Below are 25,542 nucleotides of genomic sequence, written 5' to 3' on the forward strand. Positions count from 1 at the left end.
TTATTGTTGTAAATTAATACCTTTAACTACTTCATTCTCTGTTCTTTCCAAAATATCTGGGAAAGGTATATTTTTTATTGGGAATGGCGTTTGAATAGTAAACGTTAGACGATTACCTAAACCCAATGGAAAAAATCCCCATTTAGACATTTTCCATGAATTATTAATACTAATGGGTACTATATAAGCAGATGGTGCATACTTACAAAGTATCTTTAGTCCACTTTCAGAGAACCTTTTAGGAACACCTGTTTTGCTTCTTGTCCCTTCCGGGAAAATAACAGCAGAACGCTTATGTAATTCGATGTATTCTGCCATTTGCTTAATTACAGGTAAAGCCTGTTTCGGATCTTTTCTATCAATTAAGACAGAACCTCCATGGCGTAGATTATAAGAAACACTAGGTATACCACTACCTAATTCTTTTTTGCTAATAAATTTTGGATGAACTTTTCGCAAAAACCAAATTATAGGTGGAATGTCGTATAAACTCTGGTGATTCGCTACTATTATTAACGGTACGCCTTCAGGAATAGTATCGCGATTCTCTATTTTATAGGTAGTACCTAGAATATGAGTACAGCGAACTAGAAAAAAATTAAGAACGTCAACACTTTTTTTATGCGCTTGATAACCAAATACATTAAAACAAATCCATTGAATAGGATGAAAAATCACTAAAAATAACCCGAAAACCAGGTAATAAATTATGGATATTGGATAAGAAATTAATTTCTGCATAAAAAACATTAATTATTAGCAAAAGTAATGAAACGATTGTAAATATTCTAATGAAAATCGGTGCTTAGGTTGCGATACTGTTATTTATTGTATAATTTTTTTTAAAATAGTTATACTAAGGGAAATAGGATGGCCTTTATCAGGTGAAGAATATTCATAAAAAAAGGGTAATTCTTGAAAAATAAAAGAAGAAAATAGGTTTTGAGTACTATAAGTGTTTTAAAACTGTGAAATTGATTAATATTTTCATTAAAACATTAGAAAGCCTTAACAAAAACATAAATTTCTTGAGAAAGTAAAAAAAATGATGTCCATATTTGTATTAAATGTATATTTGTAGGAATCTACGAAAACGTTTTCTTTGAAGAATTTTGTAATAAAAACAGGATGAATTGTTTTAAATTTTTAAATCCTGATTTTTAATACTATTTTTATAACAAAAGCGTTCAAGTTGATAACGAGTAATTAAGTTCAAATAAAAATTAAAAAAATACAAGTAGTAGTGGATTTAAATTGATGGTAAGTAGTTTCAAATCAAAAAAGAAGATACTTATAACGTTTGATTTTTCGTCCTAAAAATGATCAATAATTATATTTTTTATGGCAACAGAGAATAAGCCTAAAACAGGCATGTATGAAAATGTAAAGCATCAGTTTGAAAAAGCTGCTGATATAATGGGATTAGACCCAAGTGTTAGAAAGATTTTAGCAATTACAAATAATGAAATTGTAGTGCACTTCCCCGTAAAAATGGACAACGGAAATGTTGAAGTTTTTACAGGATACAGAGTACAACATAATAATGTATTAGGGCCTTACAAAGGAGGTTTACGTTATCACCCAACAGTTGATATCGATGCCGCTAGAGCATTAGCAACATGGATGACTTGGAAAACATCATTGGCAGGTTTACCTTATGGTGGTGGAAAAGGAGGAATTCAAATTGATCCTAAAAAATATTCTGAATCAGAATTAGAGCGTATCACACGTCGTTTCACGTATGCATTAGGTGATAATATCGGACCAGAGCATGATATTCCTGCTCCGGATGTGAATACAAATGCTCAAATGATGGCTTGGATTGCAGATACTTATATGTCTACAAAAGCGCCAAATGAGCGTTCAAAAAATCAACACGTTGTTACAGGGAAACCAGTAGGATCAGGTGGTTTGGAAGGTAGAGATAGAGCAACAGGTTTTGGAGTAGTAGTTACTCTAGAAGCTTGGGCAAAATTGAGAAATACTTCATTAGAAGGTAAAAAATATATTGTACAAGGATTTGGAAATGTAGGATACTGGGCAGCTCACTTTATGAAATTAAATGGCGCTACTTTAGTAGGAGTACAAGATGCATCTGCAACAATTTACAATGCAAATGGAATCGATCCAGAAGCTTTATTGAAATATCAAGAAGCAAATGACGGACGTATCACAGGATTTAGTGGTGTAGATACAATTGATCCAGATACATTCTTCGGAATTGACTGTGATGTTTGTATTCCAGCAGCATTAGGAAGCCAAATCAATGCTAGTAACGCTGCTTCAATTAAAGCAAAAGTTATTGCAGAAGGTGCAAACGGACCTATCGATACAGATGGAGAAGAAATATTATTAGCTAAAAATGTAGAAATTATTCCAGATATCCTATGTAATTCAGGAGGAGTAATTGGAAGCTACTTTGAATGGTTACAAAACAGAAACGGAGAAATCTGGCAGATGGATGACGTAATCGTTAAGTTAAGAAAGAAAATTGAAGACGCATTTGAAAAAGTAATTAATGTATCAAAGTTACACCAAACAGATTGGAGAACAGCAGCATACATTCAAGCTTTAACAAGAATCGAATTAGCATATAAACAAAGAGGTATTTTTCCTTAATAAAAGCATCAACGCTATATTAATAAAAACCCATGTTCTGCATGGGTTTTTTGTTATATAAAAAAATAAGTAATTGTTTCACCGGATTTTAAAGAGTAAAGACAAAGTGTTTTTATTTTTTGATCCAAAAAAATAGAAATATGAAAAATCAAGTTTTAATTATCGAGAAGAAAGAATTCAAAGTAATCGAAGAAATTCTTTCCAAAGCTGGAGCAAAAGATGCAGTACATGAAGCATGTTACGCAAAATTAAAGAAAGAACTGGAAACAGCAGAAATAAGAACAGAAGCAGAAATGCCGAAAGATGTAGTGCGATTGAATAGTATAATTGATATTCAAACTCCTGCCGGATTAAAAGAAGGATACCAATTGGTAATTCCAACAGAAAGTAATCCTGCGCAGAAGAAACTGTCAATCTTAATGCCTATGGGTTCTGCCCTAATAGGATATGCCGAAGGAGATAAAATTATGTGGAGTTTTCCGAATGGCGAACAAGAAGTTGTAATTACAAAGGTAGTACAACCATAATTTATGAAAAAGCTTTCCCGTGGAGAGCTTTTTTTATGCTCAGAAATATGAAAATGAATATAAAGCCGTTTTAGTTATATTTGTGATTCAATCCCAACGTTTAAAATGAAAAAGCATTTTTTTGTATTCTTATTCTTTATCACCTCACTCGTTTGTTTTTCACAGAATAATCAGTTGTGGCAAAGCTATCTATCATACAATGCAATTAGTGATTTGGCAGAATCCGATAATAGGATATTTGCTGGGACAGAAAATGCTGTGTTTTCAAAACATTTAATTACGAATGAGCTGAAAACCTTTAATTCAGTAAATGGTTTGAAAGCAGAAACCATAACTTCAGTATACCACAGTCAGATTTTTAATAAAACACTAGTAGGAAATGAAAATGGATTAATCTTAGTGATTAACGGAACAGATGGCACTATTTTAAATGTGATTGATATCCTTACGAAAGTGCCGATTGCGCCCAATAAAAAGAAGATAAATCATTTCATGGAATACCAAGGGAAGGTATATATTTCCTGTGATTTTGGAATTGTAGTATTCGATTTGGCTACTTTGGAATTTGGTGATACCTATTTCATGGGATCAGGAGGAGCAGAAATTGTAGTAAAGCAAACCGCTGTATACAATGGGTTTATTTATGCAGCAACAATAAATGACGGTATCCGTAGTGCAAGTATCACAAATCCGAATTTGAATGACTTTAACCAATGGCAACAGGTTGTGGGAGGAAGTTGGCTAGCTGTAGAAACTTTTGGCGCACAATTGATGGCCTTAAATTTAGATCGAAGTTTACAGAAATATTCCGGAGCCGGCTTTACACAAGTTACCCAATTTCCTCAAATAGGACTAGATATGAGAGCTAGGGGAGATAATTTGGTAATCACAACCCAAAACCACCTTTATGTATTCAGTCAAGCATTAGCACAATTAGTACATATTAATGGTATACCAGGAGAAACACTGAGTTTTACATCAGGAACAGTATTACACAATATAATTTATATTGGAACACAGGAAAAAGGAGTGGTACAAACGGCCCTATTGAATCCTACTACATTCAATTTCTTTAAGCCCGATGGACCAGTAAGAAATAATATATTTTCAATTCAAGCATCACCCAATACACTATGGGCAGTTTATGGAGACTATTCACAGTTTTACGACCCATACCCATTAGATTCATATGGCGTGAGTCGATATGCTACACAAACAGGATGGCTGAATATCCCCTATGAAGAACTTTTGGGTGCTAAGAGCATTGTGCGAATAGCAATAAATCCACTAAATGAGAAACAAGTTTATTTCAGTTCTTATTTTTCAGGATTGTTAAAATACACAGATGGAGTCTTTAGTTTATTTAATTCCGATAATAGTGGATTGGAATCTCTAGATCCTGTGAATAAAGATATAAGGATTAATGGATCCGCTTTCGATAAAACAGGAAACCTGTGGGTGACCAATTCAATGATTGAAAAGCCATTGAAAGTTTTAAGAGCAAACAATGCAATACAAACCTACCCATTTACAATTATAGAAAATCCACTAGCAGCAAGTTACGGGAGAATGGTAATTGATAGAAACGGAACAAAATGGTTTGCGAGTAATTCAAATGGAGTCATTGGATTTAATGAAAACTATAATAATAGAGCAAAGAAAATAACGAAAGGGATAGATATGGGAGATTTGCCAAGTGTAGATGTAAGATCTTTGGCGGTTGACAATAGAAATCAACTTTGGATAGGGACAACAAGTGGCTTGCGTGTGTTACCGAGTATTGATAGCTTTATTTCAGAAGATCAACTAACAGCAAATTCTATTATAATTATTGATGATGGTTTAGCGCAAGAGTTAATGTTTAGACAATTTATAACTGATATCTGTGTGGATGGATCCAATAACAAGTGGATTGGTACAGGAGATTCAGGAGTATTTATGGTATCGCCAAATGGACAAAATACAATCTATAGATTTACAAAAGAAAACTCACCACTACCCAGTAATGTGATTAATGATATTGATATTAATCCCACAACAGGAGAAGTATTCTTCGCAACCAAATCGGGGATGGTGTCCTTCAAAGGACTTTCTACGAAACCCAATGATAATTTGAACGATGTATATGTGTACCCGAATCCTGTTCGACCACAATACAAAGGAACAGTGAAAATTAGTGGGTTGATGAATAAAGCAACTATTAAAATTACAGACATCGAAGGGAATTTAGTACATGAAGAAGTTTCAGAAGGAGGAACTATTGAATGGGATACAAAAGCTTTTGGAAAACACTATGTGGCTTCAGGAGTATATATGATCTTTATTTCATCGCAAGATGCAGCAGAAACTAAGGTTAAAAAAGTGATGATTATTCGATAATGCTTGTAAAAACAAAAGCAATAGTAATAAGTGCGATCAAGTATCAGGAGAAAAGTCTTATTGTAAAATGTTTTACAGAAACAGACGGATTGAAAGATTACTTTGTACGAGACGCTTTTTCTTCAAAAAGAAACAATCAAAAAATCGCCTATTTCCAACCGCTTAATATTCTGGAGATTGAAGCCAATCATAAGAATAAAGGGACACTTGAAACATTCAAAGAAGTAAAAATATCCACACCTTACCAGACGATTAATACCGATATTGTAAAAAGCACCATTATTCTTTTTCTATCAGAAGTATTACATCATAGTGTGAAAGAAGAAGGAAAAGATGAATCCCTTTTTTCATATTTAGAAACAGCATTAACATGGCTGGATAATCATGATGAGATTGCAAATTTCCATCTGATATTACTACTAGAAATTACCAAATACCTCGGGTTCTATCCAGATACTTCAGATTCCTCTTGTTCTTTTTTTGAAATGGTAGAAGGAATGTTTACACCCTTTCAAGGAATTAGTTGCCTGTCTGAACATCAAACCAATTTATTTAAAAGATTGATTGCCTTACGATTTGATAGTGATCAAAAAAGTTTTCATGTTATTGAACGACAACTATTACTCAAAATAATCATGGATTATTATGTCTTTCACCTGGATGGTTTCAGACGACCAAAATCATTAGATGTTTTAAAAGAGGTCTTCTCATAATTAAATCAATAACTTTTTATTCAGTAGAGAATTTATAAAAAGCCTTAAATAATTTCCATTGGTTGAAAAATGAGATTCTATTTTGATTATCAATTTCTAAGAACTTATAATTAGCATCTTCATCCAGTGCTTTGGGATAAATATACCACGAAGTTCCACCATCAAAAGAAATAAATACTCCAGTATCATTATTAGAGCTGTTATGAAGTAAATAGATCTGATTTCCTTTTTCAATAACATAAAAACCCTTATCCGAAGGGTTGTCAGCAACATCATTTCCTAATTTTAAACTTCCAGAGCCATTTTTAAAAACCAATTTACGACTGTTTAGTAATTGGAAATTTTGGTATTGTTTTATAGTCTCTTTTTCTATTTTAGGAGTCGGTTTAAAATACATCTCTTTTTTTACTTCAAAATGCCACTGATGATTTGCTTTAGTAATGATAGGTTGAAAATAAGGCTTTCCAGAAGTAGGATATTCATCAAAATTCCAAGGACCGAGAGAAATAGTATCATTTTTTATAGCGAAAGCATAAGCATTGTAGTTGCTATTGTAATGAAGATCATCAGGAGTCTTTAAAGAATCAACAACTTTCATATTTTTAAACAAGTAATATACACCCTGTTGAAAATCATATTTTTTCTTGGAATGTTCCTTGGTTTGAAGCGTAAAACCTAAAGCATATTCTTTATCCAAAAATTCTAATTTTCGAAGTTTGTATTGATCAAAATACAACGTCGTTAATTTTTTATTTTCTTTCCACGTTTGACCATCATCTGTGGAAGAATAAATAAATCCAGTAGAAGGAAAGTTATCACTACAATCAGATTGTTGAGAATCGAAACTTTTCTTAATCCATACCGTTTGATATAGAATGTTATTAAAAGAATCAATGTATAAATTATCACTGCTAAAAAGACGAGGATTGTCTTTTGGAAACCAAAGACGAATTGTATTATCATTCTTGTTGAGTAGAGAAAACACTTTTTTTGAACTAGAACAACGGGACATGTCTAAGGAGTAATTGGCCAATCCAAAATATAAATTTTTATCCTTTGTTGGGTGTAGATCTCCTTCAATGTAAGGTTTTGAATATGGCAATACTGCTTTGTCGATTTTTGTGGGTTCTATCTCTTTAGTTATTGTAAAATGCCCTTTGCTAAAATTGGACTGAACCAATTCATCAGCTTTTGTAGTCGTTTCATAGTTGGAGTTACGATAAGAAAGTGATTCATATAGGTCCTTAGTAATTAAGAAATTACGTTGAGAAGCATTCATGATTTTTACAGACCCATTCGCTTCGGGCATATTCTCCAATAACATTTTTGCCCAATTGGGGAAGTAATAATGTCCAGGGATGAATTGTAAAGTAAAGTCTGAAGCAGTTTTTGTTTCTTTGGAGGAGATATATAAATCAAAACCACTCCCTTTTCCCGTAGCTTGGTTAAGATATAAAGTATCTTTTTGATGTATAATTTTGATTTCTAAAAGCCGATCGGTATTGTGGTTTTGAGGAATACGCAAGGATAAATCATTGATGCGTATGTAGTTCTCAAATTTGGAACTTGAATTTGGTAATACGCGTTTAAGGGAATCCGTGGGAATGTTTGGAGATTGATAGAAAACATTATTTATGATTAGGCTATATTCTTTATTCTTTTTAAAGAGGATTTCATTACCGTTATTATCTAAAATGGAATAATAATATCTTGCCGTGAAATCTTGCCAACCCGGTTGTGCATGAAGAGTTGGAGACAATATGCCTACTATTAAAGTGAAGAAGAATATCCAGTTGAATTTTTGTTTTAAATCGATCCCCATTTAGTTGTTCTTTAGTAGCTATTTTTCATCGTAATACACCATTAGTCCGTTGATTAGATCTACATGCTTAATGTTTAGATAGCGCATGTGTTTGATTGTTTTTTTGTAAGTAGTTTGCTCTCTTTTTAAAAAATAAACGGCGACAATAGGTTGCGTTTTTTTATAATTTACGCCAATATAAGTGAGGCTCGGTAGTTGAAAAAAGTTGGTTTTCTGATCCCTATAAAAATTAATATAATCATCAATAGCCTCTTTTTTGGAGGTAATCTCTTCAATTTGGGGTCTTTGCTCTAATCCACATCGTCCAAATGTTTGATAAGGATTTTCGTCAACATTCGCTCGTTTTTTATCAAACTCAATTTTTCCAATGAATAAATTACGCTTTGTTTTATAATCAACCGAATTGTTATTTAGAACAGCCATTAATTGTAACAGGTTTTGAGGCTGATACAGCTCGTTGCTTTTAGATTTTCGAAAATTTTTCAAAAACGATTGCATGCTATTCTCCATATAAATCTGTTGCCAAATACTGTCTTTTTCAGATTGATTTAATACATAAGTGTTTTTGATTTTTGTGATGGTATTTTGTGAGTTAACCCCTGGTTGAATTCCAGATAGTTTAAGAAAAATATGATTTTTGTCCGTTGTAACAAAAGTGGAGTCTTGTCCAAAAGCAAAATGGGAAATGATGAAAAGAAGTAATAAGAAGTAATTTTTCATGCAATAGAAGTGTTTCACAAAAGGGACAAGCAATTATCGAATATACATAAGTTTATAAGATTGACAAAATAAACATTCTCTAACCATTTAAGACAGAGCTTTTAAGCTTCCCATTGAGCTTAAAACCTCAATGGGATTATATTCTTTATTCATTAATCCATTGTAGTAAAGATGCTCTTTCTACAATATTCCAAGAATGAGGATGCTTTTCTCCATTTGCTCTTATTCCTCGGTTTTCAGTTTTAATTAATTCAGCTTTTGTGCTTCCTAAATTGACTAATGAATGATATGTTTTTTCCTGTTTATGAACATTTAAATCTTCATACGTTCTGTTTTTATTTTTCATCTGCCATTCCAAATCAGGCTCACAATAAAATCTAACTTTTATATTTTTTAGGAATTCAATATTAGCAGTTGAGTTACAAGAAAAAATATAAGGAGAAACTGCTTTATACTTTTCGATGTCAGTTTCAGGTTTTCCTATTTCTTTTTCTAACATTTCAACTAAAAAAACGCCTTCTTCAACAGCGTCTTTATCAACATTCTTTTTTATGTCATTTTTTGCGCCCTTATATAATTCTTCTAAATCTAATGGTGAATCAACAGCAAAGGTTCCCTTAGGTCGAATTGCATTTTTTGTTTTCAATAAATAATTAGTAAGTAATACGGAAACATTTCCTCCGCTCGAAAAACCACCAATATAAATATTTTCTTTTTTCACTTCATTTTGATCAAGAATTGAATTTATAGCCTTACTATATTCAATTTTATCACCCTCAGATAAGTATAATTTTTGATTGTAATTTAAAAGTAAAGTTGTTATTCCTTCTTTCTCCAAATCTTGTAGAAAAAAGGCTTCTTTTTTTGTATTTTCAATATCACAAGGATAACAAGGGAATAAAATTAAAACCGCTTTTTGATCCAGCGATATTTTTAACTCGTAGTTTTTATCTTTTACAATTTTAATTTCCTTTTTTTCTTTTTTACAACAAACTAAAAAAAAGGAAATGAATAAAATGAAGAGGGCTTTTTTAGTACTTAAATTCATAATAGTATAAAATGATTTTTTTAAAAGAGAAATGTCAATTGACAAATATATACAAGTTTGTATTATTCTTTTTTGGTTGTCTAGAATAAATTAAATTGTCCTCTTTTGAGTTCGTTCTTTTGGGATTTTTTTAATATAAAAAAGGCCTATATTTAATAGAGAAAAAGAGGAAATTAAAAAAAGGTATTAGATTACTATTCAGCCGATAAAAAGTTGTATAAAGACTGCAATTAATTTAAAAATCCTTATTTTCGCAAATCGATTTAAGAAAATGACAAAATGAGTAAGAAATTTACTGAATACAAAGGACTTGACTTGCCAACAGTGGCGTCAGAAGTGCTCGATTTTTGGAAAAAAGAAAATATTTTTGAAAAAAGCATTACTACACGAGAAGGAAACCAACCATACGTGTTTTTTGAAGGACCACCTTCAGCGAACGGATTACCAGGAATTCATCACGTTATGGCACGTTCGATTAAGGATATTTTTTGTCGATATAAAACACAAAAAGGATTTCAAGTTAAACGTAAAGCCGGATGGGATACCCATGGATTACCGGTTGAATTAGGAACGGAAAAAGAACTTGGAATTACAAAAGAAGATATTGGTAAAACCATCACTATAGAAGAATACAACGAAGCGTGTAAACGAACAGTTATGCGTTATACCGACGTATGGAATGACCTTACTGAAAAAATGGGATATTGGGTAGATATGGAAGATCCATACATCACCTATAAATCCAAGTACATGGAAACTGTATGGTGGTTGTTGAAACAAATCTACGATAAGGATTTGATGTACAAAGGATACACAATCCAGCCGTATTCTCCAAAAGCAGGAACAGGACTAAGCTCACATGAGGTAAACCAGCCTGGAAGTTACCGTGATGTAACCGATACGACTATTGTAGCGCAGTTCAAAGCAAAACAAGAAAGCCTACCTTCTTTTTTACAAGGATTAGGAGCGATCGATTTTATGGCATGGACCACTACGCCTTGGACTTTACCTTCGAATACAGCATTAACCGTTGGACCAAAAATAGATTACGTTTTAGTTAAAACATACAATCAATATACATTTGAATTCATTCAAGTTGTATTGGCAAAAGCATTAGTTGGAAAACAATTTGCAGGTAAATACTTTGAAGTAGAAGAAGCTGCTTTAGAAGATTACAAACCCGAAGACAAAAAAATTCCATATACTGTTGTTAAGGAATTTAAAGGAGCCGATTTAGTTGGAATACAATACGACCAATTATTACCGATTGCATTACCGTACCAAAATCCGGAAAATGCATTTAGAATAATAGCAGGAGATTTCGTTACAACAGAAGATGGTACGGGAATTGTACATACAGCACCAACATTTGGAGCCGATGATGCAAGAGTAGCAAAAGAAGCACAACCAGAAGTTCCACCAATGTTAGTTTTAGATGATGCTGGAAACCCAGTGCCACTAGTAGATTTACAAGGGAAATTCACGAAACACATGGGTATTTATGCTGGTAAATATGTGAAGAATGAGTATTACAATGATGGAGAAGCACCAGAGAAATCAATTGACGTAGAATTAGCAATACGTTTAAAAGAAGAAAACAAAGCGTTCAAGGTTGAAAAATATGTACATAGTTACCCACACTGTTGGAGAACCGATAAACCAATCCTATACTACCCATTAGATTCATGGTTCATCAAAGTTACAGATGTAAGAGACCGTATGTTTGATTTGAATGAAACAATCAATTGGAAACCAAAATCAACTGGAGAAGGACGTTTTGGGAATTGGTTGAAAAATGCAAACGACTGGAATTTATCCCGTTCACGCTATTGGGGAATACCATTGCCTATTTGGAGAACAGAAGATAAAACAGAAGAGATAATAATAGGATCAGTAGAAGAATTAGTTACCGAAATTCAGAAAGCGATCAAAGCAGGAGTAGCCTCAGAAAATCCATTTGAAGGATTTGAACCAGACAATATGAGTGAATCGAACTATGATTTAGTGGATTTACATAAAAACGTAGTCGATAAAATTACATTGGTATCACCATCAGGAAAACCAATGAACCGTGAAACAGATCTAATTGATGTTTGGTTTGATTCAGGAGCAATGCCATACGCACAATGGCATTACCCTTTTGAGAACAAAGATTTAATAGATGCTAAGAAAGATTTCCCTGCAGACTTTATTGCTGAAGGAGTAGATCAAACGAGAGGATGGTTCTATACATTACACGCCATAGCAACATTGGTTTTTGATCAAGTAGCCTATAAAAATGTAGTGTCAAATGGATTAGTTTTAGATAAAAATGGACAGAAAATGTCTAAACGTCTAGGTAATGCAGTAGATCCATTCACAACATTAGAAGAATATGGACCCGATGCCACACGTTGGTATATGATTGCCAACGCGAATCCATGGGATAACTTGAAGTTTGATATTGAAGGTGTTGCAGAGGTACGCAGAAAGTTCTTTGGAACATTGTACAACACCTATTCGTTCTTTAGTTTGTATGCAAATATTGATAATTTCACCTACGCAGAAGCGGAAATTCCTCTAGAGGAAAGACCCGAAATTGACCGTTGGATTTTATCAGAATTACATACATTAATAAAAGATGTAGATGCATTCTATGCAGATTATGAACCTACAAAAGTAGCGAGAGCAATTTCAGATTTTGTACAGGAAAACTTGAGTAATTGGTACGTACGTTTATGCAGAAGACGTTTCTGGAAAGGAGAATACAATACAGATAAGATTGCAGCCTATCAAACGCTATATACCTGTTTGGTAACCGTTGCAAAATTAGGATCAGCGATTGCACCTTTCTTTATGGATAAACTTTACAAAGATTTAACGCAAACAACACAAACTGAATCATTTGACTCAGTACATTTGTCGACGTTTCCAGAATATGCTGATAACTTTGTTAATAAATCACTAGAAAGTCAGATGCAGAAAGCGCAAACAATTTCTTCACTAGTATTATCCCTACGTAAAAAGGAAATGATAAAAGTGCGTCAACCGCTGCAAAAGGTTATGATTCCTGTGTTTGACGAGAATCAACGCAATGAAATTGAGGCCGTTTCTGACCTGATAAAAGCTGAGGTTAACGTGAAAGAAGTAGTACTTCTGGACGATGCATCAGGTATATTAGTGAAGCAAATTAAGCCAAACTTTAAAGCACTAGGGCCACGATTTGGAAAAGATATGGGTCTGATTTCCAAAGATATACAGGCTTTTTCGCAAGAGCAAATCAGTGAGTTAGAGCGCGTTGGGAATATGGATATTGCTATCTCAGGGAAAAGTGTTAATTTAACTTCTGAAGACGTAGAGATTACGTCACAAGATATTGAGGGATGGTTGGTAGCAAATTCAGGTAATATCACGGTTGCACTTGATATTACAATTAACGAAGATTTGCGAAAAGAAGGAATTGCAAGAGAACTTGTAAATAGAATTCAGAATATTAGAAAAGAATCCGGTTTTGAAGTGACGGACAAGATAAAAGTATATTTACAAAAAGATGGGATTCTGGAAGAAGCCATAAAGAGTAACGAAGAATATATTAAAGCTGAAACGCTCACAGAAGAACTAATAGTAAAAGACAGTATCCCCGAGGGTACAGTGATAGAATTTGATGAAATAAAAACTGTGTTATCCATTTCAAAATAATAAATTTATGGTAGATGAGAAAGTAAGATACTCAGATCTAGACTTAGCTGAGTTCAAAGAAATAATCAACAATAAAATCGATAAAGCGAAAGCCGATTTAGACTTGATTAAAAGTGCTTATATGAATGATTTGAATAATGGGACGGATGATACATCACCTACATTCAAGGCTTTTGAAGAAGGTAGTGAAACAATGTCAAAAGAAGCAAATTCCCAATTAGCAACTAGACAAGAGAAATTCATACGTGATTTAAAAAATGCGTTAATTCGTATTGAGAACAAAACGTACGGTCTTTGTAAAGTAACTGGAAAGTTAATTGGAAAAGAAAGATTGAAGCTAGTTCCACACGCTACAATGAGTATTGAAGCAAAGAACATGCAGAAATAATTCGGTGAAACTATGCTTGAAGAAGAAAACGTAGTTCATCTATGGATTGGTAGTAATTTTTCCTCGGAAGAAAACTATATGGAGTATTTCAAATTAGATTACTCCGTTGAAGGAGACTTTGACAATCCAGACTATAAACTATGCGGCTTTTGTAAAGATATAGGCACACAATGGTACGATGAGGACTTTATAGGAATCATACCCCGTCAAGACAATGAAGTGACATTAGATGAAATTCTGATAGAGGCAGCAATTGATCAAGACGAATGGATTTCAGTCAAAAAACACTGTGACAAACTTGGAATTAAAAAAGCAAATGCCCTATTTTGGTATCAAGACGCAGAATTGACAATAGACGAATCAATTAATAACCAATACAATGAGTTGAAATATATCGGGGTATTCAAAGGAGATTAATACGTAACAAAAAACAAAAATTGAAGTTGGCTTTATGCCTTTCATACATAAAAGTAAACGCTCCTTTAAGGAGCGTTTTTTATACCAGTACAACAGTGCAAAAGAAAAAGAGACTAAAAAGGATTACAAATAAAGCATTTAACGTTCTTTTGTGAGAGAGTTATATGTATAATATTGTTATTTTTGTCGCATTAAAAAAAGAAAAATGTCATTAAAGAAAGCGTGCCTATTAATTTTTATCATTCTATTAGTTGATCAAATTTCAAAAATTTATATCAAAACAAATTTCATTATTGGTGAAGATGTAAAAGTATTTGATTGGTTTAAAATTCTTTTTATAGAAAACGAAGGGATGGCTTGGGGAGCAAAAATACCAGGATCATACGGGAAGCTGTTTTTGACACTTTTTAGACTTGTAGCAGTTACAGGAATTGGATATTGGTTGTATGATTCGGTGAAAAAACACAGTTCAAACTATTTAATTGTAGCCGTAGCCCTGATTTTTGCAGGAGCATTTGGTAATATCATTGATTCAGTGTTTTACGGACTTATTTTTAATGACAGTACGACAGAATTAGCAACCCTATTTTCAGATCAACCTTACGGAACCCTATTCCATGGTAAAGTAGTAGATATGCTTTATTTTCCAATGTGGCAAGGAAACCTTCCTAATTGGTTACCTATCTGGGGAGGACAATACTTTACATTCTTCGAGCCAATTTTTAATATTGCCGATATGGCTATTTCCACAGGCGTAGGAATATTAATTGTATTCAATAAAAAAGCATTTAAATCATAATTCAATTTTTTAAGATTGAATCCTATAAAAAAAGAGACTATACCATATAGTCTCTTTTTTTATATTATAAGTTTTTCTTTCGATAAGGTGCTACACATTAAATTTATACACATGATTCGGTGTAATACAATAATCCAAAGCAATGTCATTTTCATAAACATCATCAATACTCTGCTCTGCGGGGAAAAAGGATAATCCAATTTTTAATACATCCGGTTTACATTCCGATAAAAACTGATCGTAAAACCCTTTTCCGTAACCCACACGTTGCCCTTTTAAGTCAAAAGCCAATAGCGGAACAAAAACCACATCGATCTTACTGGAAGGGACCTCAATTCCATCAACAGGCTCAGGAATATTATATTCATTCTTTCGAATAGTAGTATTATCAGTCAATAAGAAATGAATCATTTTTCGAGTAACAAAATCGCTTTTGGAAAGAATCACATCCTTGTCTTTACCCGCTAAAATTTGCAATATAAACTCGGTGTCAATTTCATGATGCTCCACAATCGATAAGAATAAATGATAGTATGTTTTATTCCAAATAGGCAGTTTCAATAATTGATTAGCAATTGTTAAACTATATTCTTCCAGCTGTATAGCTGAAATTTCTTTTCGAAGCCCTTTATATTTTAAGCGAAGTTCTTTTTTAGTCATTAGATTTCAAAACATTGGATAAATGATAAATAGCATCACCCTGATAAACAATAGAAGTATGATTAACATTAATTACATAGCCTGAATTTGGAGCCTTTACTTTATGTTCAAATTTTCCGAATGGATCTGTAATGGTCGCTAATATCTCTCCTTTTTCTACATACTTCCCTGCTTCAGTAATATGATGAAATAAACCCGAATACTTAGCTCGCATCCATACCGATTTCTCTATATAAATGGTCTCTTTGTGAGGTTGAGAAACTTTTAGTCGACCCGAAAGCATATCAAAGTGCTTTAGAATTCTTTTGGCACCCTCAACACCCTCATTTGTAATGCCTGGATTTATATCTTGGGATTTTCCACCTTCAAACAAAAGCATTTTTACACCCGCTTTATCACAAGAGTTTCTAAAAGAATTAGAGATGTTTTTGGAAAACAAAGTAAAAGGAGCTTGAAAAATATCTGCTAAATCCTTAAGATCTTTGTTGTTAGGAACAATTCGGATTTGAGCCGCATTAAAACGACTGGCTCCGCCAGAATGGAAATCAATACAATAATCCACATTCGGTATTATTTCCTGCATGAGATAATAAGCAAAACGACTCGCTAAAGAACCTTTTTTACTACCCGGAAAAACACGATTTAAATCACGACCATCTGGAAATTCTCGACTCTGATTCACAAAACCAAAAATATTAATAATTGGAATACAGATAATAGTGCCTCGCTTAGGTTTGTTTACTTTTTTAGTGATAATCTGTCGAACAATCTCTGTTCCATTAATTTCATCCCCATGCAGTCCTGCAGAAAATAAAATAACAGGTCCATCAATAGTAGAACGTTCAATAATTATTGGAATTTTTAATTTGGTCATTGTGTGTAATTTCGCAATTTCCATATTAATCGTTCGACTTTCGCCAGGAGCAATAACCTCCCCTAGAATCGTAATATCTTTCGTATGCATCTTATTCATAAAATAGTAAAAGATAAAAGTAAGTAAATTCTTTTTATGAAGCCACTTTGGTGTTATTTTAGTCAGTAGATTTTCTTAACTTTGTTAGATGGAACTAACGCCGTTAACTTTACAAATTCAGACTTTACCCGACAGTCCTGGGGTTTATCAGTATTATGATAAAGATGATAAAATCCTATACGTTGGTAAAGCTAAAAACCTAAAAAAGAGAGTTGCATCCTACTTCAATAAAGTACACGATACAGCAAAGACCAATGTATTGGTCAAAAAGATTGTTTCCATAAAACACATTGTAGTTCCTACAGAAACCGATGCACTCCTATTAGAAAATAATTTAATAAAGAAATTACAGCCTAGATATAATGTCCTCTTAAAAGACGATAAAACCTATCCTTGGATTTGTATTAAAAATGAACCTTTTGCAAGGATATTTTCAACCCGTAGAATGATAAAAGATGGGTCAGAATATTTTGGACCCTATACCAGTGGGAAAACGGTACATATGCTATTAGACTTAATTAAAGAATTATATCCCTTACGAACCTGTAATTACGACCTAAGCCTAGCAAATATTCAATCAGGGAAATTTAAAGTTTGTCTGGAATACCATATTGGAAACTGTCTTGGTCCATGCGAGGACAATCAATCCCAACAAGATTACCAAAATAACATCAATGCAATTCGTGAAATCTTGAAAGGAAACTTCAAAGAATCATTAAAAGAATTCAAGAAAATAATGCTCGATTATGCATCAAAAATGCAATTTGAAGAAGCACAAAAAATTAAAGAAAAAATAGATATACTGGAAAATTATCAATCCAGATCAACCATATTAAATCCGAAAATTACAAACATCGATGTGTTCTCGATTGTATCCGATGAGAGTTTTGCCTATGTCAATTTTCTGCAAATTTCACATGGAGCGATTATTCGATCCCATACAATGGAATTGAAAAAGAAACTAGATGAAACCGATGAGGAACTTTTAGAATTAGCCGTGATTGAATTAAGACAACGCTTTCAATTAATGTCGAAAGAAGTTATCGTTCCATTTGAAATTGAATTAGGAGAAAACGTAAAAGTCACAGTTCCGAAATTAGGAGATAAAAAACAGATCTTAGATTTATCCATTCGCAATGCGAAGTTCTATAGAATGGATCAGCTGAAACAAATTAAAATCGTAGATCCAGATCGTCACGTTAAGAGAATTATGGCGCAAATGCAAAAAGATTTACGATTATCAGTTGAACCAAGACACATAGAATGTTTTGATAACTCTAATATTCAGGGAACAAATCCAGTTGCTGCCTGCGTGGTATTCAAAGATGGGAAACCCAGTAAAAAAGATTACCGTCATTTTAATATTAAAACAGTAGAAGGACCAAACGATTTTGCTTCAATGGAAGAAGTGGTATATCGACGCTATAAGCGATTATTAGATGAAAATGAGCCATTGCCGCAGTTGATCATCATTGATGGAGGAAAAGGACAGCTATCATCAGCGCTAAAAAGCATTGATGATTTAGGATTGCGAGGTAAAATAGCGATTATAGGAATAGCCAAAAGATTAGAAGAGTTATTTTATCCAGGCGATTCAGTTCCGCTATATTTGGATAAAAAATCAGAAACATTAAAAATTATTCAACAACTTCGAAATGAAGCACACCGATTTGGGATAACATTTCATAGAGATAAACGAAGTAAAAATGCTTTACAAACCTCAATTGAAACAATTCCGGGAATAGGAGAAAAGACTATGGTTACCCTTCTGAAACAATTTAAATCGGTGAAAAGAATTGCAGCAGCTTCAGAAGAAGATATTGCCGCAGTAGTAGGACTTTCTAAAGCAAAAAAAATTACTGAATTTTACAAATCAACAGATCAAAAATAACAAGTATGAAAAAAATTATTTTAGTAATGGCTTTGTTTTCTGTTCTGGTGAATTGTTTCTCCCAAGAAAAAGAAAAAGGATACAAAGTCGGTCTAGTGTTGAGTGGTGGTGGGGCAAAAGGCTTAGCGCACATTGGAGTTCTAAAAGCTTTGGAAGATGCAGGTGTAGAAATAAGCTATATTGGTGGAACCAGTATGGGAGCTATCATTGGAGGGCTCTATGCATCAGGATATTCAGCTAGAGAAATAGATTCGATTTTTAAAGTAACCGATTTTGAAAATATAATTCAAGATAATCTTCCACGAACAGTAAAGTCATTTTATGAAAAAGAAAATGATGATAAATATGCTATTACATTACCGTTTAATAAATTTAAAATAGGGATTCCTATTGCCTTTTCTAAAGGACAAAATACCTATAATCTATTGAATCGATTAACCTATCGCGTACATCATATCAATGACTTTAATCAACTGCCAATTCCATTTTTATGTGTGGCAACCGACATTGAAAATGGACAAGCGGTAATTTTGAATAAAGGATATTTACCACAAGCAATGAAAGCGAGCGGAGCTTTCCCATCGCTATTTAGCCCTGTTGAAATCGATGGTAGATTCTTAATTGATGGAGGCGTGGTCAATAATTATCCGTTGAAAGAGGTAAGAGCCTTAGGAGCAGATATTATTATTGGAGTAGATGTACAGGACAATTTAATGAATCGCGAAAGAATGTCTTCTGCGGCAAGTGTGGTAATGCAGATTGTCAATTTTCAAATGTATCAAGGCATGGAAGAAAAGGCAAAAGAAACCGACATTTATATAAAACCAAATATTAAAGGATTTAATGTAATCTCATTTGATGCAGGAAATCAAATTATAAAAAATGGAGAAGAAGCGGCAAATGTATTTAAAGAAGAATTGGTTGCTCTAGCAGCAAAACAGAAACAAACAAGCAAAATAAAAATACCCTTTAACTTTTCTAGAATTGATACCATTTGTATTAATAAAGTAGAAATAAAAGGGAACAAGAATTATTCAAATGCCTATATTTTAGGGAAGATGAGGTTTAAGTCCCATCAAACGATGGCTTTTGATCGATTGGATGCTGGATTAAGTAGTTTGAATGCAACCCAAAACTTTAAGAAAATTGACTACCAATTGAAAGCGACAGATGAAGGTGATGATTTGGTATTAGATTTAAAAGAAAGTGATATAAAATCATATCTAAGATTTGGTGTTCATTATGACGGATTGTATAAAAGTGCAGCGTTAATCAATTATACGAAGAAGAATTTGTTGTTTAAAAACGATGTTGCTTCCATTGACTTTATGTTAGGAGATAATCTCCGATACAATTTGGATTATTATGTGGATAATGGATTCTATTGGAGTTTCGGATTTAAATCAAGATACAATCGTTTCGATGCCAATGTAGCAATACCTAAAGATGACGAAGAAATTGCATCACAAATTGGGATTAATAAGTTTAATATTAAATATACTGATATCACAAACCAGGTATATTTACAAACGTTATTTCGACAAGTATTTTCTGTAGGAGCAGGAATTGAGCATAAGTACATCAAGATGGATAGTGAAACGATAAATGGGCTTTTTCTACAAAGAGAAAACTATTATGGAATCTATGGTTACATAAAATATGATACCTATGACAATAAATATTTTCCTAGAAACGGAGAATATTTTAATGGGGATTTTAAATGGGTATTATTGTCTTCAGATGATAATATAGACGAAGTAAGCAAATTTTCTATATCAGAAGCGAGAATGGGTATTGCTAGGACATACTTAAAAAAAGTAACATTTAGAGCACAAGCAGAAGGAGGATTTTCCATTGGAAGAATTCCACAAGCACAATACTTTTTGTTAGGAGGGTATGGGTTTAATGAAATTAATGGTTTCAAGCCGTTCTTCGGATATGATTTTTTAGCATTATATGGAGATACCTATATCAAAGGAATGGTAGGTGTTGATTATGAGATATTCAGAAAAAACCATATCAATTTTTATGCGAATTATGCAAATATCGGAGAACAACTGTTAAATGACTTTAATTTATTCTCAAAACCCACATTTTCAGGGTATGCCATTGGTTATGGATTAGAGACATTAATTGGGCCTGTTGAGGTGAAACATTCGTGGTCGCCAGAGACAAGAAAACATTATTGGTCGTTTAATGTCGGTTTTCAGTTTTAACTATCTTCTAAACTTTCTGTTAATTTTATTGTGGAATGTTCTGCAAAAAAACAATATATTTGAGGCCAATAACAAATAAACCGGAGAATATATGTCAATTTGGAGAAGAAAATCATTCGCATCATTAGTCGAAGAAGCCTCAGAAACAGATAAAGGATTAAAAAGAACTTTGTCTTCTAGATCGCTAGTAGCGCTAGGAGTAGGAGCTATTATTGGAGCGGGATTATTTTCTTTAACCGGTATTGCCGCAGCCGAACATGCAGGGCCAGCGGTAACAATTTCTTTTGTGGTTGCAGCAGTAGGATGTGCCTTTGCAGGTTTGTGTTATGCTGAATTTGCGTCGATGATTCCTGTAGCAGGAAGTGCTTATACCTACTCTTATGCTACAATGGGTGAGTTTATGGCGTGGATTATTGGTTGGGATTTAGTTTTGGAATATGCACTTGCAGCAGCAACTGTAGGAGTAAGTTGGTCCCGATACCTATTAGAATTATTAAGTAAATACAATATACACTTACCACCGGAATTAATTTGTTCTCCGTGGGAATCTTTAAAATTAAGTGATGGTACCGTTTTAGAAGGAGGTATCATCAATTTACCTGCTATTTTTATTGTTTGTATTCTATCAATGTTGTTAATGCGTGGAACGAAAGAATCAGCAAAAATAAATAACATCCTGGTGGTTGTAAAAGTATTAGTTGTGATTCTATTCATCGTTTTAGGATGGAGTTATATCGATCAAGCGAATTATGTACCTTACATTCCTGAAAACACAGGTGTAAAAGGACAATTTGGATGGTCCGGTATTGCAGCAGGTGCGGCCACTGTATTCTTTGCCTTTATTGGTTTTGATGCCGTTTCTACAGCAGCACAAGAAGCAAAAAATCCACAAAAAGGTATGCCGATAGGGATTTTAGGATCGCTATTAGTTTGTACGATACTATATGTTTTATTTGCACACGTAATGACAGGATTAGTTCCGTATTACGAATTTGCTGGAGATGCAAAACCAGCAGCAACAGCCTTTGCTAAAACAGGATATTCATTTTTGCAAACAGGATTGATTGTTGCAATTTTAGCAGGATATACTTCGGTTATATTAGTAATGCTTTTAGGTCAAAGCCGTGTATTCTACTCCATGAGTAAAGATGGTCTTTTGCCAAAATTCTTTGGAGATATTCATCCAAAATTCCATACACCATGGAAAACAAATATTTTCTTTATGTTCTTCATTAGTATTTTTGCGGGATTTGTTCCAGTAAGTGATTTAGGACACATGGTAAGTATCGGAACATTATTAGCATTTGCTTTAGTATGTATTGGAGTATTAGTAATGCGTAAAAAAATGCCAGATGTACCAAGATCATTTAGAACACCATTAGTTCCATTTGTACCAATTGCAGGAGTTTTGGTTTGTTTCTATTTAATGTATTCTTTACCATCCGAAAGTTGGATCCGATTAATAATCTGGATGGCATTAGGGATAATAATATATTTCCTTTACGGTAAAAAACGCAGTAAGTTGAATAAAGAGTAAAGAACTTACTCCTATAATATATAAAGAAGATATTAGGGTATTAAATTATTAATACTTTAATATCTTTCCTTTTTTTTTAATATTTGAGAATTAATAAGTAAAAAAAATAAATTTTTCCGATATTTGTGTAGGCTAAAAAGCTAGTAAGCTGCAGGTTAATATTATAGATCTTTTAACTAAAAGGATAATCCAAAATCAGTATCTTGTACGAAGTATCTTTTTACCTAACATTATTAAATTTTCATCATTATGCCTTTATATCATAAACTGGGGGATTTCCCTCAAAAAAGACATACGCAATTTGAGAAACCAAATGGAGGGCTTTATTACGAACAGCTTTTCGGTACCGAAGGTTTTCATGGGCACTCATCTTTGTTGTATCATGTTCATAGGCCAACACAAGTAAAAGAGATTTTAAAATCATACAGTGTTGAGCCGAAAATTGCAATTAATAAAAATATTAAATCATTGTTGTTGAAAGGCTTTGAGCTGAAGCCAGAAGACGATTTTTTGGATAGTAGAAAAGCAATGCTTGTGAATAAGGATTGTACTATTGGTTTAGCAGCACCTCAAAAATCATTACGCAGTTATTTCTATAAAAATGCCGATGCAGATGAAATGATTTTTATTCACCGTGGAAAAGGGAAACTTCGTACCATGATGGGGAATATTGATTTTGAATATGGTGATTATCTAATTATTCCAAGAGGGATAATCTATCAAATTGATTTTGAAACAAGTGATAACAGATTGTTTTACGTGGAATCATTTGCGCCATTTTATACGCCAAAACGATATAAAAATGAATCAGGACAACATTTAGAACACTCCCCATTTTGTGAGAGAGATTTTAAACTGCCAACTGAATTGGAAACATTTGATGAAAAAGGAGACTTTTTAATCAAGATAAAAAAAGAAGGAATGTTGCATGAAGTAGTATATGCAACACATCCATTTGATGTTGTAGGATGGGATGGGTATAATTTTCCATACGGATTCAGTATTCATAATTTTGAACCTATAACAGGAAGAATCCATCAACCGCCTCCAGTACATCAAACATTTGAGACATCTACTTTTGTAGTATGCTCTTTTTGTCCACGTTTATATGATTATCACCCGAAATCAATTCCAGCACCATACAATCATAGTAATATTGATAGTGATGAAGTGTTGTACTATGTAGATGGTGATTTCATGAGCCGTAATAATATTGAACAAGGACATATAACATTACACCCTAAAGGGATTCCACACGGACCAGCACCAGGAGCAATGGAACGTAGTATTGGACATACAAAAACAGAAGAATTAGCTGTTATGGTTGATACTTTCCGTCCATTAATGGTTACCGAAGAAGCAATGGGATTAGACGATGGGAAATATTATAAATCTTGGGTAGACTAGAATAACAATGGGTGAAATGAGTAAATTGGATGCAGATCCAATGGGGTTAATTCTTGGAGTCTTATCTATAGTAATCACGATGTCGGGTTGTTGTTGCGGTCCCTTAGCAGGGATTTCAATAGTATTAAGCATTATAGGATGGTACATGTGTTCAAGTAGTTTAAAAAAATATGCTGAAGAACCCGAATTGTATTCCTATCAAAGTTATAATAATGTAAAAATGGCGAGAGTCATGAATATTGTGATTTTTGTGCTATCAATATTATATATTGCCGGAATCATTATTGCCTTTTTGGGATATTGGGTTATGCCAGCAAATATGAATTATTCAGAACTTGATTTTTAAGGTTTTAATATTTTTAAAGAGAAACTATGTTGAATTATAGAGTTGATATTACCAGTCATTTGAGAGCCATGTGGTGAGTCTGGTATTTTGAAAAGATAAACAACTAACAAGCAATTTAAAAAAATATATTACCATGTCAAAAGAAGTTAAAAACGTAGAATACGGATTAGAAAAAATATTTGAAGGAGCACAAGATTTCCTTCCATTATTGGGGACAGATTATGTTGAGTTATATGTAGGAAATGCAAAACAAGCAGCTCACTTTTATAAAACAGCATTTGGATACCAATCATTAGCATACGCAGGATTGGAAACAGGAGTTAGAGACAGAGCATCTTATGTTTTAAAACAAGATAAAATACGTCTTGTACTAACAACACCATTAACAGAAAATTCTCCAATCAACGAGCATTTAAAAAAACATGGAGATGGAGTTAAAGTTGCAGCTTTATGGGTTGAAGATGCTACAAGTGCATTTGAAGAAACTACAAAACGTGGGGCTAGACCATTTATGGAACCTACAGTGGAGAAAGATGAATTTGGAGAAGTAGTACGTTCAGGAATTTATACTTATGGAGAAACAGTACACATCTTCGTAGAACGTAAAAATTACAATGGAGTTTTCCTTCCAGGTTATAGAGAATGGAAAACAGATTATAATCCTACGCCAACAGGTTTGAAATATATTGACCACATGGTTGGAAATGTAGGTTGGGGCGAGATGAATACATGGGTGAAATGGTATGAAGATGTGATGGGATTTGTAAACTTCCTATCATTTGATGACAAGCAAATTAATACAGAGTACTCTGCATTAATGAGTAAAGTGATGTCAAATGGGAATGGAAGAATTAAATTTCCAATCAACGAGCCGGCAGAAGGAAAGAAAAAATCTCAAATTGAGGAATATTTGGAATTCTACGGTGGACCTGGAATTCAGCACATCGCTATTGCTACAGATGATATTATTAAAACGGTATCAGAATTAAAAGCAAGAGGTGTGGAATTTTTATCTGCTCCTCCACACGCATACTACGAGGCTATTCCAGAAAGATTAGGAGAGCACATGAAAATGATGAAAGAAGATTTAGGTGTAATTGAGAAATTAGCAATTATGGTAGATGCAGATGAAGAAGGCTATTTATTGCAAATTTTTACTAAGCCAGTTCAAGATCGTCCTACGTTATTCTTTGAAATTATTCAAAGAATGGGGGCAAGAGGCTTTGGTGCAGGTAACTTCAAAGCACTTTTTGAATCAATTGAGCGTGAACAAGAATTAAGAGGAACGTTATAATTTCTAATTATTTTTAAGATATTGATAATTTTAAACCAGTAAAAAGGCTGTTGATTGCATATAATGTGTTAAAGTTGGTTTTTTGATAAAAAAAAGTAAAAACTTATA

General features: G+C 33.2%; 20 protein-coding genes. 14 read left to right on the forward strand and 6 right to left on the reverse strand.

Annotated features, from left to right (window positions below; genetic code table 11):
* A complete protein-coding gene (locus P6733_RS07200; protein ID WP_306351411.1) occupies positions 1 to 741 on the reverse strand; it encodes a lysophospholipid acyltransferase family protein in 741 nt (246 codons plus the stop codon).
* Positions 742 to 1,341: 600 nt separating this feature from the next.
* Between P6733_RS07200 and P6733_RS07205 the strand changes: the two genes are divergently transcribed.
* The 4 genes from P6733_RS07205 (at position 1,342) to recO (ending at position 6,238) form a co-directional block, all read left to right on the forward strand.
* Positions 1,342 to 2,619 carry a Glu/Leu/Phe/Val family dehydrogenase gene (locus P6733_RS07205; protein WP_306351413.1) on the forward strand — a complete coding sequence of 426 codons (1,278 nt, stop codon included), beginning with the start codon at positions 1,342 to 1,344 and terminating at the stop codon, positions 2,617 to 2,619.
* A 140-nt stretch (positions 2,620 to 2,759) separates the two neighbouring features.
* Positions 2,760 to 3,146 (forward strand): GreA/GreB family elongation factor, encoded by a 387-nt coding sequence (locus tag P6733_RS07210; RefSeq protein ID WP_306351415.1) that lies wholly within the window; start codon positions 2,760 to 2,762, stop codon positions 3,144 to 3,146.
* Positions 3,147 to 3,251: 105 nt separating this feature from the next.
* The gene (gene porZ, locus P6733_RS07215) at positions 3,252 to 5,525 is read left to right on the forward strand and encodes a type IX secretion system anionic LPS delivery protein PorZ (protein ID WP_306351417.1); all 2,274 of its coding nucleotides are present in this window, start codon (positions 3,252 to 3,254) and stop codon (positions 5,523 to 5,525) included.
* Positions 5,525 to 6,238, forward strand: a complete 714-nt coding sequence (gene recO, locus P6733_RS07220; protein ID WP_306351419.1) for a DNA repair protein RecO — start codon at positions 5,525 to 5,527, stop codon at positions 6,236 to 6,238. Before porZ ends, recO begins: the two co-directional genes overlap by 1 nt.
* 16 nt (positions 6,239 to 6,254) lie before the next feature.
* On the opposite strand, the gene P6733_RS07225 is transcribed toward recO, so the two are convergent.
* The 3 genes from P6733_RS07225 to P6733_RS07235 form a co-directional block, all read right to left on the reverse strand.
* Entirely contained in the window at positions 6,255 to 8,060 is a 1,806-nt protein-coding gene (locus P6733_RS07225; protein ID WP_306351421.1) for a hypothetical protein, read from the reverse strand.
* A gap of 18 nt (positions 8,061 to 8,078) precedes the next feature.
* A complete protein-coding gene (locus P6733_RS07230) occupies positions 8,079 to 8,780 on the reverse strand; it encodes a hypothetical protein (RefSeq protein ID WP_306351423.1) in 702 nt (233 codons plus the stop codon).
* A 145-nt stretch (positions 8,781 to 8,925) separates the two neighbouring features.
* Positions 8,926 to 9,828, reverse strand: a complete 903-nt coding sequence (locus P6733_RS07235) for an alpha/beta hydrolase (RefSeq protein ID WP_306351425.1) — start codon at positions 9,826 to 9,828, stop codon at positions 8,926 to 8,928.
* A gap of 279 nt (positions 9,829 to 10,107) precedes the next feature.
* Between P6733_RS07235 and ileS the strand changes: the two genes are divergently transcribed.
* From ileS to P6733_RS07255, 4 genes are all read left to right on the forward strand, one after another.
* Positions 10,108 to 13,506 carry an isoleucine--tRNA ligase gene (gene ileS, locus P6733_RS07240; RefSeq protein ID WP_306351427.1) on the forward strand — a complete coding sequence of 1,133 codons (3,399 nt, stop codon included), beginning with the start codon at positions 10,108 to 10,110 and terminating at the stop codon, positions 13,504 to 13,506.
* Between the two features lie 7 nt (positions 13,507 to 13,513).
* On the forward strand, positions 13,514 to 13,894 hold the full coding sequence (locus tag P6733_RS07245; protein ID WP_306351429.1) for a TraR/DksA family transcriptional regulator: 381 nt from the start codon (positions 13,514 to 13,516) through the stop codon (positions 13,892 to 13,894).
* A gap of 12 nt (positions 13,895 to 13,906) precedes the next feature.
* Positions 13,907 to 14,311 (forward strand): immunity 22 family protein, encoded by a 405-nt coding sequence (locus tag P6733_RS07250; protein ID WP_306351431.1) that lies wholly within the window; start codon positions 13,907 to 13,909, stop codon positions 14,309 to 14,311.
* Between the two features lie 205 nt (positions 14,312 to 14,516).
* Complete coding sequence (locus P6733_RS07255; RefSeq protein ID WP_306351433.1) at positions 14,517 to 15,110, forward strand: lipoprotein signal peptidase; 594 nt, start codon at positions 14,517 to 14,519, stop codon at positions 15,108 to 15,110.
* Positions 15,111 to 15,200: 90 nt separating this feature from the next.
* On the opposite strand, the gene P6733_RS07260 is transcribed toward P6733_RS07255, so the two are convergent.
* Together P6733_RS07260 and P6733_RS07265 are read right to left on the reverse strand one after the other, a co-directional pair.
* Complete coding sequence (locus tag P6733_RS07260) at positions 15,201 to 15,770, reverse strand: 5-formyltetrahydrofolate cyclo-ligase (protein WP_306351436.1); 570 nt, start codon at positions 15,768 to 15,770, stop codon at positions 15,201 to 15,203.
* On the reverse strand, positions 15,763 to 16,734 hold the full coding sequence (locus P6733_RS07265; protein ID WP_306351439.1) for a succinylglutamate desuccinylase/aspartoacylase family protein: 972 nt from the start codon (positions 16,732 to 16,734) through the stop codon (positions 15,763 to 15,765). Before P6733_RS07265 ends, P6733_RS07260 begins: the two co-directional genes overlap by 8 nt.
* 97 nt (positions 16,735 to 16,831) lie before the next feature.
* Between P6733_RS07265 and uvrC the strand changes: the two genes are divergently transcribed.
* From uvrC to hppD, 6 genes are all read left to right on the forward strand, one after another.
* A complete protein-coding gene (gene uvrC / locus P6733_RS07270) occupies positions 16,832 to 18,634 on the forward strand; it encodes an excinuclease ABC subunit UvrC (RefSeq protein ID WP_306351441.1) in 1,803 nt (600 codons plus the stop codon).
* 5 nt (positions 18,635 to 18,639) lie between these two features.
* Positions 18,640 to 20,850 (forward strand): patatin-like phospholipase family protein, encoded by a 2,211-nt coding sequence (locus tag P6733_RS07275; protein WP_306351443.1) that lies wholly within the window; start codon positions 18,640 to 18,642, stop codon positions 20,848 to 20,850.
* Between the two features lie 91 nt (positions 20,851 to 20,941).
* Positions 20,942 to 22,387: an amino acid permease gene (locus P6733_RS07280; protein ID WP_306351444.1), complete on the forward strand. Its 1,446-nt coding sequence runs from the start codon at positions 20,942 to 20,944 to the stop codon at positions 22,385 to 22,387.
* A 249-nt stretch (positions 22,388 to 22,636) separates the two neighbouring features.
* Positions 22,637 to 23,794 carry a homogentisate 1,2-dioxygenase gene (locus P6733_RS07285; protein WP_306351446.1) on the forward strand — a complete coding sequence of 386 codons (1,158 nt, stop codon included), beginning with the start codon at positions 22,637 to 22,639 and terminating at the stop codon, positions 23,792 to 23,794.
* A gap of 7 nt (positions 23,795 to 23,801) precedes the next feature.
* Positions 23,802 to 24,140, forward strand: a complete 339-nt coding sequence (locus tag P6733_RS07290; RefSeq protein ID WP_306351448.1) for a CCC motif membrane protein — start codon at positions 23,802 to 23,804, stop codon at positions 24,138 to 24,140.
* A 133-nt stretch (positions 24,141 to 24,273) separates the two neighbouring features.
* Positions 24,274 to 25,434, forward strand: coding sequence for a 4-hydroxyphenylpyruvate dioxygenase (gene hppD, locus P6733_RS07295; protein WP_306351450.1), 1,161 nt, complete (start codon positions 24,274 to 24,276; stop codon positions 25,432 to 25,434).
* Positions 25,435 to 25,542: the final 108 nt, after the last annotated feature.

Origin of the sequence: Flavobacterium aerium (assembly GCF_030766725.1) — a bacterium.
Taxonomy (GTDB): domain Bacteria; phylum Bacteroidota; class Bacteroidia; order Flavobacteriales; family Flavobacteriaceae; genus Flavobacterium; species Flavobacterium aerium.

Coding starts and splice junctions, on each gene's coding strand:
- P6733_RS07200 (WP_306351411.1), bottom strand. CDS start 741: ATGCAGAAATTAATTTCTTATCCAATATCCATAATTTATTACCTGGTT.
- P6733_RS07205 (WP_306351413.1), top strand. CDS start 1,342: ATGGCAACAGAGAATAAGCCTAAAACAGGCATGTATGAAAATGTAAAG.
- P6733_RS07210 (WP_306351415.1), top strand. CDS start 2,760: ATGAAAAATCAAGTTTTAATTATCGAGAAGAAAGAATTCAAAGTAATC.
- porZ (WP_306351417.1), top strand. CDS start 3,252: ATGAAAAAGCATTTTTTTGTATTCTTATTCTTTATCACCTCACTCGTT.
- recO (WP_306351419.1), top strand. CDS start 5,525: ATGCTTGTAAAAACAAAAGCAATAGTAATAAGTGCGATCAAGTATCAG.
- P6733_RS07225 (WP_306351421.1), bottom strand. CDS start 8,060: ATGGGGATCGATTTAAAACAAAAATTCAACTGGATATTCTTCTTCACT.
- P6733_RS07230 (WP_306351423.1), bottom strand. CDS start 8,780: ATGAAAAATTACTTCTTATTACTTCTTTTCATCATTTCCCATTTTGCT.
- P6733_RS07235 (WP_306351425.1), bottom strand. CDS start 9,828: ATGAATTTAAGTACTAAAAAAGCCCTCTTCATTTTATTCATTTCCTTT.
- ileS (WP_306351427.1), top strand. CDS start 10,108: ATGAGTAAGAAATTTACTGAATACAAAGGACTTGACTTGCCAACAGTG.
- P6733_RS07245 (WP_306351429.1), top strand. CDS start 13,514: ATGGTAGATGAGAAAGTAAGATACTCAGATCTAGACTTAGCTGAGTTC.
- P6733_RS07250 (WP_306351431.1), top strand. CDS start 13,907: ATGCTTGAAGAAGAAAACGTAGTTCATCTATGGATTGGTAGTAATTTT.
- P6733_RS07255 (WP_306351433.1), top strand. CDS start 14,517: ATGTCATTAAAGAAAGCGTGCCTATTAATTTTTATCATTCTATTAGTT.
- P6733_RS07260 (WP_306351436.1), bottom strand. CDS start 15,770: ATGACTAAAAAAGAACTTCGCTTAAAATATAAAGGGCTTCGAAAAGAA.
- P6733_RS07265 (WP_306351439.1), bottom strand. CDS start 16,734: ATGCATACGAAAGATATTACGATTCTAGGGGAGGTTATTGCTCCTGGC.
- uvrC (WP_306351441.1), top strand. CDS start 16,832: ATGGAACTAACGCCGTTAACTTTACAAATTCAGACTTTACCCGACAGT.
- P6733_RS07275 (WP_306351443.1), top strand. CDS start 18,640: ATGAAAAAAATTATTTTAGTAATGGCTTTGTTTTCTGTTCTGGTGAAT.
- P6733_RS07280 (WP_306351444.1), top strand. CDS start 20,942: ATGTCAATTTGGAGAAGAAAATCATTCGCATCATTAGTCGAAGAAGCC.
- P6733_RS07285 (WP_306351446.1), top strand. CDS start 22,637: ATGCCTTTATATCATAAACTGGGGGATTTCCCTCAAAAAAGACATACG.
- P6733_RS07290 (WP_306351448.1), top strand. CDS start 23,802: ATGGGTGAAATGAGTAAATTGGATGCAGATCCAATGGGGTTAATTCTT.
- hppD (WP_306351450.1), top strand. CDS start 24,274: ATGTCAAAAGAAGTTAAAAACGTAGAATACGGATTAGAAAAAATATTT.